The sequence below is a fragment of the Gordonia sp. NPDC003376 genome, from assembly GCF_053589235.1.
The window spans coordinates 173945-189000 of record NZ_JBSFRM010000006.1; the positions used below are offsets into that span (position 1 = coordinate 173945).

Consider the following 15056-nt stretch of genomic DNA (forward strand, 5'->3'; position numbering starts at 1 on the left):
TCGCACCGACCCCGGCGGTGACGATCTGCCCGTCCGGACGGCGATCAGCCTGCCTGCAGGACGAATCCGTCGGGGTCGGTGGCCGATGCGGCTGCGGTCCAGCCGAGCAGCAGGCGGTGATCCCCGGAACCCTCGATGCCCACGCCGGCGTCCTTGGCGGCCGCCTTGCGGCCGTAGAGCGCGAGCTTCACCGCGTCGTCCCGGGCGGCGAACTCCACGTATCTGCGTCCGAAACTCTTGGCGACCTCGAGCCCGTGCTCGGTGTAGAAGGTCCGGGAGGCGGCCACATCCGCGGCTCCGAGGAGCACCACCACGTCGTCGACGTGACGCAGCGGGGCGCCGGTGTTCTTCTTCGACGACGCCGCCACCTTCCAGATGGCGCCGTCCGGGGCGCGGACCACGCCGCCGTAGCCCCAGAACGACTTCGACGCCGGCCTGAGCGGTTCGGCGCCGGCCTCGATCGCCGGGGAGATGAAGGAATCGACGACGGCCGGGTCGGCGACCACCAGCGAGATCGTGAAGCCGCGGAAGCCACTGGTGGGAGCGCTGGACTCGTGCAGTCGCAGGCGATCGTCGAGGCCGAAGGCGGCGTCGTAGAAGGTTCGGGCGGCATCGACATCCGGGACGCCGAGGGACAGGGAATCGAGTGTGGTGGTCAGTGAAGTGGTCATGTCCTCGACGGTAGGAGCATGCCGGCCCCGGCACTTCTCGATTCCTGACCGATGCGGCCCGAGGGTTAGGATGGCCCTTTGGCGAATGTCGAGTGACGATCCGAGGCGGGAGGGACGCATGACCGATGCGGTGTCCACCGAGCCCGCGGCGTCGGACTGGCGTGTGTACCCGCCGATGCAGCTGCCCCGGATTCTCGAAGTGGCGCTGACCGAGATCGTCGAACACGGCTATGACGCCACCAGCGTCCGGACCATTGCGCGCGAGGTCGGGGTGACCGTGCCCGCGCTGTACTACCACTACGAGAACAAGCAGGCGATCCTCGTCGCGCTGCTCGAACATGCCATGACCACCGTCGGCGGCCACATCGACGGTGCACTCGCCGTTGCCGGCGACGATCCGGTGCGACGGCTCAGTGCGGTGGTCGAGGCCACCGCGCTCTACATGGCGACCTATCGGGACCTGGCCTTCCTCGACTCCGAACGCCGTTCACTGACGCCGGAGAACCGGGTCCGCTACGCCGGACACCGTGACCGGATCGATGGACTGCTGCGTTCGGCCATCGAAGATGGTTGTCGGACAGGAATTTTCGCCACACCGGTGCCGGATTCCGCCCGCCGCGCGATCTTCACGATGTGTCAGGGCATCGCCACCTGGTACCGCCCCGACGGTCCCCGGACACCGGCAGAGACCGCGCGGGACTATGTCCGGATCGCGTTGTCGGCGGTGGAGTGCCGGGAAGTACGCGACTGAGGGTCCTCGCTCAACTGGCGTCGGCGGTCGAATGCGCCACCGGACATCCGGGCGCGAAGGTGCCGAGGCGTGATACCTCGAAGCCGTTGGGATAGCTACGGATTCGAGGCATGTCGTGTACCAGCAGCGGCTTGCGGCGGGACGGGAGCAGTGCGACGAAGCGGGCGCGTGCCCGCAGGCCGGCCACCGACAGCCGGCGCGCGAGGCGTCCGGGCTCCCGGTAGTGGAAGGCGGCGAGCAGCGGCTCGTCCATCAACGACCGGCTGAAGATGTCGATGACGGGTGCGAGCGGCTTGGGGTAGAAGGTCTTGAGCAGGCCCAGGGTCGAGTCGGCAACCTTGACCGCGTCGGCGTCGAATGCGAAGTGCTCGCGCTCGTAGTTGTCCATCAGGTGGGCGAAACCCTCGTAGGTGTCCGGGATGTCGGTGATGGCCATGTGTTTGCCCAGCGTCTGGTAGTACCGCACCGAGGCGACGACCTCGTCATAGGTCAGCGTCCGCCAGCCGTAGGAGTCGATCCACCGTTTGGGGACCACCACGAACGTGGCCAGCACGTAGAGCATGTCGTCGTTGCTGATGTCGTACCGCTTGTGCATCTGGTTGATCCGGCGGATTGCCGACTTGCCCTCGGGGCTCGAGAATCCTTCCAGCAGTGGCGCTTCCAGGAGTAGGCCGGTGTCGTCGTAGCGGCGTTGGACATTGTCGGTGAACTCTGCGGTCTGCGCCAGCAGCCGGCCGACGCTGGGTACCGCGTAGGTGCGGAACAAGGCGAAACTCAGGGCCTGGTTCATATCCCACGGGAAGTCGTAGATGGTCAGGTTCCGGTAGATCTCGGCGAACCGGGTTTCGGCGTCGAGACCGTGATTGCGGTCGATGGTGAGCATGGGGCCTCCTCGGCAACGATCTGCCTCGACTGTAAGTCGACTTACACTTATGTGCAAGAGGTCACACCCGGATGGTGATGTGGGGGGGGGGGTGTCCCGGGTCAGTTCTCCGGAGTCGGCGCGTCGGGGTGTGGGGTGTCCGCGTCGTGCGTACCGATCGCCGTCGCCAGGAAGGTGCGCATCCCGAAGTCGAGGGCATCGAAAGAGCGCAGGGTGCCGCTCTCGTATCCGACGAGCAGGTACATCGAGACGGTGGCGAAGCGTTCGGCATCGGCGTCGTCGCCCATCGCCTCGCGGTAGGTCTCGGCGATGAAGTCGCGTCGCTCGCGGTCGACCTCTTCCTGGTGGGCATGGACTTCGGGATCCTGGGCGGCCCAGATGCGGATCGCCGACTCGGAGTCGTGCGGCAGCGACAGGCCGACCCGGATGAGCTCGGAGAGCCGGGCCCGCGGATCGGTGACCTTGCGGGCCTCGGCGATCGGCCGCCGGCTCTTCTCCTCGCGCCAGTAGGCCACCAGCGCCGAGGTGAACTCGGCCCAGTTGTCGAAGGCGTGATAGAAACTGCCGGTCGTCGCCTCCGCGCGGTTGCAGACCGCGGCGAGTTTGAGGGCACCGTAGCCATCCTCGGCCAGAACGGTCAGTCCGGCCTCGAGGAAGCGCACACGCGCGTAGCGTGACGGTGTCGATCTCCTCTCGCGGGCCATATCCGAACATTCTAGTTCATCATCTGCGCTGGTCGGCCGGTCGAGGGTCGGGTGCATCCGGGTGGATGTTGATCTGGGTCACACGAACGTGTTACAAGTTAGCGAGCGATAAGTAGGCCTGCGACCCGTGTTCCCACGCCGGCACGCGGGCCGCCCCGACATCGAACGGATCTGAGCAACGATGAAGCGTACGGTCTTCGAACCCGAACACGAGCAGCTGCGCGAGAGCGCCCGCGAATTCCTCGCCCGCGAATGCGCGCCCAACGTCGAGAAGTGGGATGCCGCGGGCCAGGTCGACCGGGAGGCCTACAAGAAGGCGGGTGACGCGGGTCTGCTCGGGTTCAACATCCCCGAGGAGTTCGGTGGCGGGGGCGTGGAGGACGACTTCCGCTTCAACGCCGTCGTCGTCGAGGAGTTCGCCCGCTTCGGTGGTGCCGCGCCCGGCCTGAGCCTGCAGAACGACGTGCTCGTGCCCTACTTCCTGCACCTCGCCGACGAGGAGCAGCGTGCCCGCTGGATGCCGGGTATGGCCAGCGGTGAGACGATCCTCGCGGTCGCCATGACCGAGCCCGGCGCGGGCAGTGACCTCGCCGGCATCAAGACCTCGGCCCGCCTCGACGGTGACCACTACATCCTCAACGGCTCCAAGACCTTCATCTCGTCGGGGATCAACTCCGACCTGGTCGTCGTGGTCTGCCGGACCGATCCCGATCCCGCCGCCGGCCACAAGGCATTCTCGCTGCTCGTCGTCGAGCGCGGCATGGAGGGCTTCGAGCGGGGCCGCAAGCTCGACAAGATGGGCCTCAAGGCGCAGGACACCGCGGAGCTGCACTTCACCGATGTCCGGGTGCCCAAGGAGAATCTCCTGGGTGTCGAGGGTCGCGGCTTCTATCACCTGATGCAGAACCTGCCGTCGGAGCGCCTGTCGATCGCGGTCGGCGCCATCGCCGGTGCGCGCGCGGTGTTCGAGGAGACCGTGCAGTACACCAAGGATCGCAAGGCATTCGGCCGTCCGATCGGCACCTTCCAGGCCAATCGGTTCACGCTGGCAGAGATGTCCACCGAGCTCGACATCGCCGAGCAGTACATCGACCGCTGCCTGCGCGCCGTCGTCGAGGGCGAGCTCACCGCCGTCGACGCGGCCAAGGCCAAGTGGTGGTGCACCGAGCTCGGCAAGAAGGTCATCGACCAGTGTGTGCAGCTACACGGCGGCTACGGCTACATGAACGAGTACCGCGTCGCCCGCGCCTACACCGACTGCCGGATCCAGACCATCTTCGGTGGTACCACCGAGATCATGAAGGACCTCATCGGTCGGGACATGGGCCTCTGAGCGCCCTTCCCCGGCAGCTGCACACGGAGTAGCGTTGCAGCGCAGTTCCATTCAACTACCGAAGGTGAAGGTACCGATGTCCGCAGTGATCGTGGTGGCGACCCTGTCCCCGCAACCCGGCAAGGAGCAGGCCGTCAAGGACGCCATCCTGGCCGCCATCGACAAGGTGCACAGCGAGCCGGGGTGTGAACTGTACGCACTGCACCAGGCCGCCGACGGCACCGACTACGTGATGATCGAGAAGTGGGAGTCCGGCGAGGCGCTCAAGGTGCACGGTGGTGCCCCCGCACTGGCGGAACTCGGTGCGGCGATAGCGGATTCGCTGGCCGGGCCGCTGGACGTCAAGACCTTCACCGCGATTCCCGCCGGTGATGCGGGAAAGGGCGCGCTGTAACGCCATGACGGACTCTCTCATCGATCCCGTGACCGGGGAACGGGCCGAGGTGCTCGACCGGCTCCTGGCCGAACGTTGGAGTTGCCGCTCCTACCGACCGGATCCGGTGCCCCGCGATGTCATCGAACAGCTGTTGGCGATGGCGCAGCGGACGGCGTCGTGGTGCAACACCCAACCCTGGCAGACCATCGTGCTGTCGGGGGCGGCCACCGACCGGTTCCGGGAGGCGCTGAGCGAGCACGTGACCTCCGGCGCGGAGGGGGCGTTCGACTTCGAGGCGCCCGGCCACTACCAGGGCGTCTATCGAGATCGTCGCCGCGAGAGTGGTTGGCAGCTCTACGATGCCGTGGGGATCGAGAAGGGGGATCGCGCGGCGTCGACTGCGCAGATGCTGCAGAACTTCCGGTTCTTCGATGCACCGCACGTCGCGATCGTCACCACCGACGCACAACACGCGACCTACGGTGCCGTCGACGGCGGACTCTACGTCTCGACCTTCCTGCTCGCGGCGCAGAGCCTGGGGCTCGGCACCGTCCCGCAGGCGGCGGTGGCCGGATACAGCCCGTTCGTGCGGGAGTTCCTCGGCATCGGCGAGGACCGGAAGATCCTGGTGACCATTCCCTTCGGTTACCCCGATGCCGAGCATCCGATCAACGGCTACCGCACCGATCGTGCCGATCTGTCGGAGGTGGCCACCTTCATCGACGAGTGAAGGCGACCACCCGAACTCACGGGGCCGGCGTATCCGCACCCAGCTGCGGCGCCGGTCCCGTCGCGTAGTATTCGCCGTCGAAGGTGGCCGGCAACGCCGCGGCCAGATAGGTGCCGATTCCGGGCTGATCCAGTTCGGTGAACAGTGGATTGGCGGTCAGTGTGCCGGCGGCCACCACCTCGTCGAAGCTACGGTAGCGTTCCGACAGCACCGACGACGATTCCAGCGCTCGCGTGACCTCGTCGGTGGAGCGCTCGGCAAACCATCTGCCGAACAGGGCATTCAGGACCTCGCGGTGTGTGTAGCGGTCGGCGTCGCGGGCGAAGTCGGCATCGAGGGCCTGTTGCAGCGACTCGACCACCGCCTCGGTGCCGGTGATCCGCACGAGATCCCGGAAATGCCGTGGGGTGAGCGCGACCAGCATGAACCGGTCGCCGTCGGCGGTGACGACGTCGGTGCCGTACGTGCCGTACACGCCGTTGCCGGTGGCCGGTCGGCTCCGCGCGTTGACCTGCGGTTCGGTGAGGTATCCGAGCGTGCCGGCCACCGCGAGCGCGGTGTCCTCCAGCGGCAACCGGATCCGGGTCCCGGTGCCGGTCTCGTCGCGTCGTCGGACCGCAGCGGTGACGGCCAGCGCCGCATACAGTCCGCACACCACATCCCAGGCGGGCAACACGTGATTGACCGGGCCGCGGTGGCCGAGCGGACCGGTGATCAACGGGAACCCCAGGCCCGCGTTGACGGTGTAGTCGACGGCGGGGGAGCCGTCGGAGCCGCCGAGCAGTTCCAGGGTGATCACGTCGGGCCGGAGTGCGGCAAGGGTCTCGTGCGACATCCATTCGCGACCACCGGAATTGGTGACGAGGATGCCGCCTCCGGGACCGGATTCGGTGACCAGCCGTTGTACGAGCGACTGCCCTTCGGGGGACCGAAGGTCGGCCGTGACCGACTTCTTGCCACGGTTCAGGCCGGTCCAGTAGATCGACGTGGTCCCGTCGTCGGTCAGCGGGAGCCGGTTGATGTCGGCGGCACCGCCGGTCGGATCGACGCGGATCACCTCGGCTCCGAGCTGGGCCAGGGTGAGCCCACACAAGGGCGAGGCGACGAAGCTCGACACCTCCACCACTCGGATTCCGGTGAGAGGCCGGGGATTGTCGGTTCCTGATGCCATCGTCACACTGCCTCCACAAGTGCCGCGAGCCCTTGCCCGCCGCCGATACACATGGTCACCACACCGGTTCCGCCACCACGACGATGCAGCTCGTGCAGCAGTGTGGTGGTCATCCGGACACCGGTGGCACCGATCGGGTGTCCCAGTGAGATACCGGAACCGTTGATGTTCAGCCGGTCCTGGTCGTTCCATTCCCAACCCTGGAGTACCGCGAGGACCTGGACGGCAAAGGCCTCGTTCAGTTCGACCAGATCGACCGAGTCGAGTAGTGCTGCGGCGGAATCGAATCCGTGCCGCGCAGCCAGCTTCTGCACCGCCGGGACGGGGCCGATTCCCATCCGTGAGGGTTCGCACCCGGCCGAGGTCCAGCCGGTGAAGAAGCCGATCGGCTCGAGGCCGAGGTCGTCGAGGGCGTCCTCGGCGACGATCAGGCATGCGGCGGCGGCGTCGTTCTGCTGGCTCGCGTTGCCCGCGGTGACGACGCCGTCGGCCATCAGCGACCGCAGCCGTGCCAGGGATTCCGGGGTGGAATCCGGGCGCACCCCCTCGTCCCTCGCGAAGATGATGGGATCGGACTTGCGTTGCGGGATATCGATCCCGACGACCTCGTCGTCGAATATCCCGGCCTCCCACGCGGCTGCGGCACGCCGGTGGCTGCGGGCGGCATAGGCGTCGGCGTCGGCACGGGAGATGTCGTGATCGCGGGCCAGGTTCTCGGCGGTCTCGATCATCCCGGAGATCTCGCCGAACCGCCAGACCGGCTGGGAGCGTTCACGGCCGCGGTCGAGACGGTCGTACAGGGTGACGTTTCCCGACCGTGATCCCCACCGTTGGGTGGTGGAGTAGTACTCGATCCGGCTCATCGATTCCACGCCGCCGGCGATCACCGCGTCGGCAACGCCGGTCTGCACCATCATCGCCGCGGTCGCGAGCGACTGCAGCCCTCCGCCACAGCGGCGGTCGAGTTGCATGCCGCCCACCGAGATCGGCAGTCCGGCGTGCAATGCGAGCCAGCGTCCCACACACGGGACCTCGGAGTTGGCATAGGACTGGGCGAAGACGACGTCGTCGATCCGCTCGGGGTCGATGCCCGAGCGGGAGACGGTGGCCCTGACCACGGCGGCGCCGAGGTCCTCGACCGGGACATCACGCAGGGCGCCGCCGTAGGTACCGACGGCGGTGCGAAGGGGGGCGACGATCGCGGCACGTCGCAGCATGGGGGTACTCATGGGTTGTCTCCTACCGGCTCACATGAACCGTCCGCCGGTGACCTCCATGACCGTGCCCGTCATGTAGGACGACAGCGAGGAGGCGAGAAACAGTGCGACGGTGGCGACTTCGTCGACCTCGCCGGCGCGCTTCATCGGGATCTCGGCCATCTTCTGGTCCCACGCCTTCTGCGGCATGGCCTCGGTCATCGCCGACCGGATCAGTCCGGGCTGGATGGCATTGATCCGGACCCCGTGGTGGGCCATCTCCTTGGCCGCGGCCTTGGTCATGCCGACGATCCCGGCCTTGGCGGCGGAATAGTTGGTCTGGCCGACCATGCCGACCTTGCCGGACAGCGACGAGAGATTGACGATCGCACCGGACTTGCGTTCGCGCATGATGGCCGCGGCCTTGCGGGTGCCGTTCCAGGTGCCCTTGAGATGGACGTTGATCACCTGGTCGAACTGCTCCTCGGTCATCGTACGCATCGTGGCATCGCGGGTTATGCCCGCATTGTTGACCATCACATCGACCGGCCCGAACGCCGAATCCGCCGCGGCCAGAAGTGAATCGACGTCGTCGCTGCTGGTGACATCGCAACGCACACCGATCGCCACCTCGACACCGCCGAGTTCGCGGGCGGCACTCGCCGCGGCGTCGCCGTCGATGTCGCCGACCACGACGCGCGCGCCTTCGGCGACGAAGAGTTCGGCGATGGCGAATCCGATTCCCTGTGCGGCGCCGGTGATCACGGCGGTCTGCTGGTTCAGAAGAGGTCCGGGCATGGGAGAGGTCCTGTCTCGTGGGGTCGTCGGAATGTGTGGGGCTACGTCGAGGCGGCGCGGATCAGGTTGCCGCCGATGATGAGTCGCTGGATCTCACTGGTGCCCTCGTACAGGCGGAGCAGCCGGACATCGCGGTAGATGCGCTCCACCGGGACATCCCGCATGTAGCCGGTGCCGCCGTGGATCTGGACCGCGAGATCGGCCACCCGGCCCACCATCTCGGTGCAGAACAGTTTGGCCACCGACGGTGCGGTGCGTCGGTCCTCGCCGGAGACGTACTTGGCCGCGGTTTCCCGGACCAGCGCACGTCCGGCCATCACCCCGGTCTGCTGGTCGGCGAGCATCGCCTGGACCAGTTGGAAGGAGCCGATGGGCTTTCCGCCCTGGGTGGCGTTCGCGGCATAGGTCACCGACTCGTCGAGCGCGCGCTGCGCCTGGCCGACGGCGAGCGCGGCGATGTGGACGCGACCACGCGCCAGCGACGTCATCGCGGCACGGTAACCGGCGTCCTCGTCGCTGCCGACCAGCGCGCCGGCGGGAACGCGCACGCCGTCGAAGGACACGTCGGAGGTCCAGGCACCCTCCTGGCCCATCTTGCGGTCCTTGACCCCGACGGCGACGCCCGCGGTGCGAGCGGGGACGAGGAAGACCGCGATCCCGGTTCCGGAGTCGTCGGCCGGACGTGTGCGGGCGAAGACGATGAAGAGGTCGGCGAGCGGGGCGTTGGTGATGAACCGCTTCTGACCGTCGATCACCCAGTCGTCACCGTCACGGACGGCGGCGGTGCGTAGCCCGGCGGGATTGGAACCGGCGCCGGGTTCGGTGAGTGCGAACGACGCGACCACCTCGCCGGATGCGATGCGCTCCAACCATTCCCGCTTCTGTTCGTCGGTGCCGAAGTTCACCAGGACCTGTCCCGCGATGCCGTTGTTGGTGCCGAACATCGAGCGCAGCGACAGGCTGGTGTAGCCGAATTCCATGGCCAGCTCGACGTCTTGGGTGAGGTCGAGGCCGAGGCCGCCCCACTCCTGCGGGATGGCGTAGCCGAACAGGCCCATCTCGGCGGCCCGGGTGCGGACGTCGTCGGGGATGGCATCGGTCTGCATGATCTCGAGTTCCCGGGGCACGACGGAGGTGCGGATGAAGTCGTGGACCACGCGGCGGATCTGCTCGAAGTCCTCGGCGTCGACGGCGGGTGACTTCTCCTGGGGCGATGCCATGGCTCGAAATTATCAAATCTGCGGCGTGATGAACAGTATGGTCCCGATATGCACTGGTTGGAGACTCTGGGTCCGCCGACGATTATCAGATTCTGGTAGCGTCGCTGCTGATCAGACATCGAGGAGGGGCCGGTGACCAACATCCGGGAGCATCCGGTGGGGGATACGTCCGCGTCGTCGGTGCTCAAGCAGGGCGCCGCGCAGGAGATTCGCCGGGCCATCTTCTCCGGCGAGTTGAGACCGGGCACGAAGATCGACCAGGACGCGATCGCCGAGCGGCTCGGCATGAGCAAGCTCCCGGTACGGGAGGCGCTGATCGCGCTGACTGGCGAGGGCATCGTCGAGACCATCCCGCGTCGTGGTGCTTTCGTCGCCGACCTGTCGCCGGAGGACATTCGCGACCACTACTGGATGCTGGGGGTGATCTCCGGGCTGGCCGCCGAGCGGGCCGCGGCCACTCTCACCGAGGCCGAACTGGACGAGTTGCGCGATGTGGCGTCACGGATGGAGTCGAGCGACGATCTGTTCGAAATCGACCGACTGAACTTCGATTTCCATCGGATCATCAACAAGGGCACCAGGTCCCGGCGTCTGATCGCCGAGTTGAAATTGCTCAGCGGGGCGATCCCGGAAGGGTTCTTCGATGCGCACCCGGAGTCGGTGGCGTCATCGTTGCGCGATCACCAGGAGATCGTCGACGCCCTGGCGAGTCGTTCACCGGGGATGGCGAGGACCCTGATCGAAGGTCACTTCCTGCGGGGTGGTCATCGCGCTGTCGCGCTGTTGCGTGAGCGCGGATTCTGGGGATGACCCGGGTGGGGCCGTGCGCTGGTCGCCGGATCATCTCTTCCGGTAGACGAACGTCCCGACCTGCAGGTAGGCGGCCCGCTCGGCGAGGCGAGAGCTGACGCGGCGCAGGCCGTTGAACACGTGTGCGTCCTTGCCGATGACGACGTGCATCCGGCCCTTCATGGTGGCGTCGATCATCTTGCCGGCGGCCTTCTCCGGCGTCACCGCGAACGCCTCGGCCACCTTTTCGGGTGTACCGAGGTGATTGGCACTCGTACGGACGATGTCGGTCCAGATGGTGCCGGGTAGTGCAGTGGTGACGGTGACCTGGGACGATCCCCGAAGGTCTTGTGCCAGTCCGTATCCGAAGATCGCGAGGGCGGCCTTCGAGGCGCCGTAGATGGCCGCGCCCGGGAACGGGACGATTGCCGACAGGCTCGAGGTGTTCATGATGACCGCGCCGTCGGGCCGGGCCTCGAGGTGCGGGAGGAAGGCGCGGGTCATCGCGACCGTGCCGAAGAAGTTGACCCTCATGATCGTGTCGAGCCGGGCGTCGGTGATCCCGGCAGCGGTCTCGAAGTCCTGCGCGATCCCCGCGATGTTGAACAGGCCGTCGACGCGGCCGTGCTCGGCGATCACCGTTTCCGGGAAGGCCGCCACGGCCGCGTCGTCGGCGATGTCGAGGGGATGGCTGCGGAACCGTTCGGGTCGGCCGATCAGTCGAGCGGTCTCCTCGAGACCGGCGACGTCGAGGTCGGCGCCGGCGACGGTGCCGCCGCGGGCGACCAGCTCGGTCGCCACGCGACGGCCGATACCGTTTCCGGCACCGGTGACCACGAAGATGTTCCCCTCGACCTGCACCCGGGCTCCCTGTCTGCCGTACGTCAGCGTGATGCGGGGGCGGTGGCGTCGTCGGTGGCCGCGTCGTCGGTGATGACGACGCCCTCCGGGATCGCTTGCGGTCCCCGCTTGGGGATCATAAGCGTGATGGCCACGCCCACGAACGCTGCGATGGCACCCACCAGGAAACACATCCGGAACGAGGTCATCGACGGCAGTGACTGCCCGCCGAGCTCGATGGTGGCGGTGGTCAGCAGGACGGCCATCACGGCCGACGACACGGTGGTGCCGACCGAACGCATCAGGCCGTTGAGACCCACTGCGGCACCGGCCTCGGTCATCGGGACCGCACCCATGATCAGTGTCGGCATCGCGGCGTAACCGATACCGACACCGGAGGCCATGATGATCGACGCGAGCATCAGCTGCCACGGCGAGTTCATCAGGAACAGGGCGATCAGATAGCCGACACCCAGCACGGTGGCGCCGATGGCGAGGGTGAACTTGGCGCCGATCTTGTTCATCAGGGTGCTCGAGACAGGGGCGAAGACCAGCATCATCAGACCGCCCGGCGCCATCCACAGGCCGGCGGCGAGCATCGTCTGGCCCAGGCCGACACCGGTCGCCTCGGGCATCTCCAACAGCATCGGGATGACGACCGACTGCGCCATCATGCCGAAGCCGATCGCGACCGCGGCGATGTTGGTCAGGAGCACGGCCGGACGGGCGGTGGTCCGCAGGTCGACCAGTGGTTCCGGGGTCTTCAGCTGGTGGAGGCCCCACAGGAGCAGGACGACCACACCGCCGACGATCATGCCGATCGTGGTGCCCGAACCCCAGCCCCAGTCGTTGCCCTTCGAGACGCCGATGAGTGCGGCGCACAGACCGATCGCGAGACCGATCGCGCCCACGATGTCGAGGCGGCCGCCGGTGGCGTCGGCGGCATGCGGAACCAGGAAGACGACTGCGGCGATGATCACCAGCGACAGCGCCGCTGCGGTCCAGAACAGGCCGTGCCAGTTCCAGGTCTGCGCGATCCACGCCGACAGCGGCAGACCGATCGCGCCGCCGACGCCGAGGGTGGCGCTCATCGCGGCGATCGCCATGGTGGTGATCCTGGGCGGGGTGACCTCACGCATCAGGCTGATGCCGACCGGGATGAAGCCCATGGCCAGACCCTGGATCGCGCGGCCGGTGACCATCGGGATCAACGATGAGCTGAGGGCACACACCAGCGACCCCACGAGCAGCAGGATGGAGCTGCCGACCAGCACTCGTTGTTTGCCGAACATGTCGCCGAGCCGGCCGGCGATGGGCATGGCGACAGCGGCGGCGAGCAGGGTCGCGGTGATCACCCAGGACGCGTTGGAGCGCGAGGTGCCGAGCAGTGTGGGCAGTTCGGGCTGGATCGGGATGATCAGCGTCTGCATGAGGGCGGCCACCAGGCCGCCGAGGCACAGTGCGATGACGGTGGCGATGGCGCCACTGGACGACGATCCGGTGTGCGGATCGGATTCGGGATCGAGTGACTTCCCGGCCGCGCCGTGGGCGGCCGTGGACGGCTCGTTCGGGGACATGAGCACCTCCTTGGACTTATGTAGGGTACATATGTACGGTACATATTCAAAGTCGTGGCATGATTCACGAAAGAAATCGGACATTTCCTGACGGGACGGGGAGGATGCGTGGTGACTGGCGACGCCGTGCCCGATGACGACTACGCCCCGTGGCCGTCACCATTGATCCGCGACCTCGTCGACGAACTTCGTCGGTTCAACCGCCGCAAGACCGAGTTCTACGCCGACTCCATCCTGGAGGCCTCGGCATTCGCGATCCTGCTGGTTCTCTCCGACGGCCGGGCGCGCACCCTCCGTGAGCTCACCGAAGAACTGAGCCTCGAGCAGTCGACGGTCAATCGTCAGGTCAACAACGCGATCAAACACGGCTATCTCGAACGCTTCGAGGTGGCGGGGTCGCTGAGCCGCTTCGTCCGCCCCACCGACGCCGGCCGCGAGGCCTTCTACCACGACGGGATGCTCCGTGCGGCCCGCATGGAGGCGACCTTCGCCGACCTCGCCCCGGGAACCCCCGAGGGTCTCCTGCGTGAACTCCGGGCGTTCAATCAGGCATATGACCGGCGAGTACTCCGTGAGACCGGCAAGGATGTGGAGGCCACCGGCGAGCGCCGCCGGCATGGCTGAGCGTCAGTGGACGCGGAAGGGGGAACATCCTGGTGGGGACCTATGTGGTGACCGGGTCGGCGTCGGGAATGGGGCAGGCGGTCGCCGCCTCGCTACGTGCCGCGGGACACACGGTGATCGGCGTCGACCGCGACGGTGGTGAGGTCACCGCCGACCTGTCCACCGCATCCGGCCGTCGGACCGCGATCGCCGAGATCCTCGACGCGCTCGACGGTTGCGTCGACGGTGCGGTGATGGCCGCCGGTCTCGGTCCGGCACGGGGACGCGAGCGGATGATCGTCGAGGTCAACCTGCTCGGCGTGGTGGAGATACTCGAGGCGCTGCGCCCGCTGCTCGCCGCCGCGGACAAGGCCAAAGTGGTTGTCTTCGGCTCGAACTCGACAACGGTCACCCCGTTCGTGCCGGACCGCGTGATCCGTCGGCTGCTGCGTGGAGACCTCGACACCGCGACCGCGATGATCCGCCGACGCGGGCCGCAACTGTCCGGACCGATCGCCTACGCGTCGTCGAAGATCGCGGTCACCCGCTGGAGTCGCATGGTGGGGACGAGCACCGATTGGGCAGGTGCCGGGATCCGGGTCAACGTGATCGCCCCGGGGCCGGTGATGACGCCCCTGCTGCGGACGCAGCTCGACGGTGCGAACTCCGCGAACGTCCGGTCCTTCCCGATCCCGATCCGCGAGTACGGAACTTCCGAACAGCTGGCGTCATGGGTGCTGCAGATGCTTTCACCCGCAGCCGACTTCATGTCCGGGACGGTGATCACCGTCGATGGCGGCACCGAGGCACTGCTGCGCGGATCGGACTGGCCGCGGCAGGTACCGCTCCGGCGGATTCCACAGGTGCTGTGGCGGATGTATCGGGCACCCAAAGAAGGCCAAGTCGCACGGTATTGAACCGGCATCGGCCGGGTTGTCGAGGTGACCACCTCTGAGGTGGTTGGGGACATCCTCGTCTCACCGGGTCTCGACACGGGTCCTCGCGCTTCGCGCTCGGTCCCGGCTCGACCACCCATGGTGGTTGGCGGTTCGGTCCCGGCTCGACCACCCATGGTGGTTGGCGGTTCGGTCCCGGATCGACCATCGTTGGGGGAGTGTGTTTTACGGTGGTTGAGCCGGTGAGGAGCGTAGCGACGAGGCGTGTCGAAACCTCGGTGGGCCGAGCTCGGGTGGTGGCCACCTCTGAGGTGGTTGGGGACATCTTCGTCTCACCGGGTCTCGACACGGGTCCTCGCGCTTCGCACTCGGTCCCGGCTCGACCATCGTTGGGGGAGTGTGTTTTACGGTGGTTGAGCCGATGAGGAGCGTAGCGACGAGGCGTGTCGAAACCTCGGTGGGCCGAGCTCGGGTGGTGGCCACCTCTGAGGTGGTTGGGGACATCTTCGTCTCACCGG

General features: G+C 67.2%; 16 protein-coding genes. 7 read left to right on the plus strand and 9 right to left on the minus strand.

All coding sequences use genetic code 11. From position 1 onward, the window contains the following. Window positions 1-44: 44 nt before the first annotated feature. Window positions 45-671 carry a glyoxalase gene (locus ACWDUA_RS09075; protein WP_449750674.1) on the minus strand — a complete coding sequence of 209 codons (627 nt, stop codon included), beginning with the start codon at window positions 669-671 and terminating at the stop codon, window positions 45-47. A gap of 118 nt (window positions 672-789) precedes the next feature. On the opposite strand from ACWDUA_RS09075, the gene ACWDUA_RS09080 reads away from it, so the two are divergent. Beyond that, window positions 790-1422 (plus strand): TetR/AcrR family transcriptional regulator, encoded by a 633-nt coding sequence (locus ACWDUA_RS09080; RefSeq protein WP_449750675.1) that lies wholly within the window; start codon window positions 790-792, stop codon window positions 1420-1422. 10 nt (window positions 1423-1432) lie between these two features. Here ACWDUA_RS09080 and ACWDUA_RS09085 read toward each other — a convergent pair whose 3' ends face one another. Both ACWDUA_RS09085 and ACWDUA_RS09090 read right to left on the minus strand, forming a co-directional pair. Next, the gene (locus tag ACWDUA_RS09085; protein ID WP_449750676.1) at window positions 1433-2305 is read right to left on the minus strand and encodes an oxygenase MpaB family protein; all 873 of its coding nucleotides are present in this window, start codon (window positions 2303-2305) and stop codon (window positions 1433-1435) included. Between the two features lie 101 nt (window positions 2306-2406). Then, the gene (locus ACWDUA_RS09090; RefSeq protein WP_449750677.1) at window positions 2407-3009 is read right to left on the minus strand and encodes a TetR/AcrR family transcriptional regulator; all 603 of its coding nucleotides are present in this window, start codon (window positions 3007-3009) and stop codon (window positions 2407-2409) included. A gap of 181 nt (window positions 3010-3190) precedes the next feature. Between ACWDUA_RS09090 and ACWDUA_RS09095 the strand changes: the two genes are divergently transcribed. The 3 genes from ACWDUA_RS09095 (at window position 3191) to ACWDUA_RS09105 (ending at window position 5448) form a co-directional block, all read left to right on the plus strand. Continuing rightward, window positions 3191-4342: an acyl-CoA dehydrogenase family protein gene (locus ACWDUA_RS09095; RefSeq protein WP_449750678.1), complete on the plus strand. Its 1152-nt coding sequence runs from the start codon at window positions 3191-3193 to the stop codon at window positions 4340-4342. A 76-nt stretch (window positions 4343-4418) separates the two neighbouring features. After that, window positions 4419-4736: a putative quinol monooxygenase gene (locus ACWDUA_RS09100; RefSeq protein WP_449750679.1), complete on the plus strand. Its 318-nt coding sequence runs from the start codon at window positions 4419-4421 to the stop codon at window positions 4734-4736. Between the two features lie 28 nt (window positions 4737-4764). Then, window positions 4765-5448 (plus strand): nitroreductase, encoded by a 684-nt coding sequence (locus ACWDUA_RS09105; RefSeq protein ID WP_449750680.1) that lies wholly within the window; start codon window positions 4765-4767, stop codon window positions 5446-5448. A 16-nt stretch (window positions 5449-5464) separates the two neighbouring features. Here the strand turns inward: ACWDUA_RS09105 and ACWDUA_RS09110 are convergent, their stop codons facing one another. The 4 genes from ACWDUA_RS09110 to ACWDUA_RS09125 are packed head-to-tail and all read right to left on the minus strand — an operon-like array spanning window position 5465 to window position 9833. Then, on the minus strand, window positions 5465-6619 hold the full coding sequence (locus ACWDUA_RS09110; protein ID WP_449750681.1) for a CoA transferase: 1155 nt from the start codon (window positions 6617-6619) through the stop codon (window positions 5465-5467). A gap of 2 nt (window positions 6620-6621) precedes the next feature. Further along, on the minus strand, window positions 6622-7848 hold the full coding sequence (locus tag ACWDUA_RS09115; RefSeq protein WP_449750682.1) for an acetyl-CoA C-acetyltransferase: 1227 nt from the start codon (window positions 7846-7848) through the stop codon (window positions 6622-6624). An 18-nt stretch (window positions 7849-7866) separates the two neighbouring features. Then, on the minus strand, window positions 7867-8613 hold the full coding sequence (fabG, locus tag ACWDUA_RS09120; RefSeq protein ID WP_449750683.1) for a 3-oxoacyl-ACP reductase FabG: 747 nt from the start codon (window positions 8611-8613) through the stop codon (window positions 7867-7869). 41 nt (window positions 8614-8654) lie between these two features. Beyond that, on the minus strand, window positions 8655-9833 hold the full coding sequence (locus tag ACWDUA_RS09125; protein WP_449750684.1) for an acyl-CoA dehydrogenase family protein: 1179 nt from the start codon (window positions 9831-9833) through the stop codon (window positions 8655-8657). Window positions 9834-9965: 132 nt separating this feature from the next. Here ACWDUA_RS09125 and ACWDUA_RS09130 point away from each other — a divergent pair, with 132 nt between their 5' ends. Next, window positions 9966-10643, plus strand: a complete 678-nt coding sequence (locus ACWDUA_RS09130; protein WP_449750685.1) for a GntR family transcriptional regulator — start codon at window positions 9966-9968, stop codon at window positions 10641-10643. A 30-nt stretch (window positions 10644-10673) separates the two neighbouring features. Here the strand turns inward: ACWDUA_RS09130 and ACWDUA_RS09135 are convergent, their stop codons facing one another. Together ACWDUA_RS09135 and ACWDUA_RS09140 are read right to left on the minus strand one after the other, a co-directional pair. After that, window positions 10674-11483, minus strand: a complete 810-nt coding sequence (locus ACWDUA_RS09135) for an SDR family NAD(P)-dependent oxidoreductase (RefSeq protein WP_449750686.1) — start codon at window positions 11481-11483, stop codon at window positions 10674-10676. A gap of 23 nt (window positions 11484-11506) precedes the next feature. Then, the gene (locus ACWDUA_RS09140; protein WP_449750687.1) at window positions 11507-13039 is read right to left on the minus strand and encodes an MFS transporter; all 1533 of its coding nucleotides are present in this window, start codon (window positions 13037-13039) and stop codon (window positions 11507-11509) included. Window positions 13040-13150: 111 nt separating this feature from the next. Between ACWDUA_RS09140 and ACWDUA_RS09145 the strand changes: the two genes are divergently transcribed. Then, the gene (locus tag ACWDUA_RS09145; protein ID WP_449750688.1) at window positions 13151-13663 is read left to right on the plus strand and encodes a MarR family winged helix-turn-helix transcriptional regulator; all 513 of its coding nucleotides are present in this window, start codon (window positions 13151-13153) and stop codon (window positions 13661-13663) included. Between the two features lie 32 nt (window positions 13664-13695). Next, window positions 13696-14559: an SDR family oxidoreductase gene (locus tag ACWDUA_RS09150; RefSeq protein WP_449750689.1), complete on the plus strand. Its 864-nt coding sequence runs from the start codon at window positions 13696-13698 to the stop codon at window positions 14557-14559. Window positions 14560-15056 lie beyond the last annotated feature (497 nt).

What these genes read in the sequence shown, in the direction of transcription:
- ACWDUA_RS09075 (WP_449750674.1), bottom strand. Translation starts at nt 671, where the DNA reads ATGACCACTTCACTGACCACCACACTCGATTCCCTGTCCCTCGGCGTC.
- ACWDUA_RS09080 (WP_449750675.1), top strand. Translation starts at nt 790, where the DNA reads ATGACCGATGCGGTGTCCACCGAGCCCGCGGCGTCGGACTGGCGTGTG.
- ACWDUA_RS09085 (WP_449750676.1), bottom strand. Translation starts at nt 2,305, where the DNA reads ATGCTCACCATCGACCGCAATCACGGTCTCGACGCCGAAACCCGGTTC.
- ACWDUA_RS09090 (WP_449750677.1), bottom strand. Translation starts at nt 3,009, where the DNA reads ATGGCCCGCGAGAGGAGATCGACACCGTCACGCTACGCGCGTGTGCGC.
- ACWDUA_RS09095 (WP_449750678.1), top strand. Translation starts at nt 3,191, where the DNA reads ATGAAGCGTACGGTCTTCGAACCCGAACACGAGCAGCTGCGCGAGAGC.
- ACWDUA_RS09100 (WP_449750679.1), top strand. Translation starts at nt 4,419, where the DNA reads ATGTCCGCAGTGATCGTGGTGGCGACCCTGTCCCCGCAACCCGGCAAG.
- ACWDUA_RS09110 (WP_449750681.1), bottom strand. Translation starts at nt 6,619, where the DNA reads ATGGCATCAGGAACCGACAATCCCCGGCCTCTCACCGGAATCCGAGTG.
- ACWDUA_RS09115 (WP_449750682.1), bottom strand. Translation starts at nt 7,848, where the DNA reads ATGAGTACCCCCATGCTGCGACGTGCCGCGATCGTCGCCCCCCTTCGC.
- fabG (WP_449750683.1), bottom strand. Translation starts at nt 8,613, where the DNA reads ATGCCCGGACCTCTTCTGAACCAGCAGACCGCCGTGATCACCGGCGCC.
- ACWDUA_RS09125 (WP_449750684.1), bottom strand. Translation starts at nt 9,833, where the DNA reads ATGGCATCGCCCCAGGAGAAGTCACCCGCCGTCGACGCCGAGGACTTC.
- ACWDUA_RS09140 (WP_449750687.1), bottom strand. Translation starts at nt 13,039, where the DNA reads ATGTCCCCGAACGAGCCGTCCACGGCCGCCCACGGCGCGGCCGGGAAG.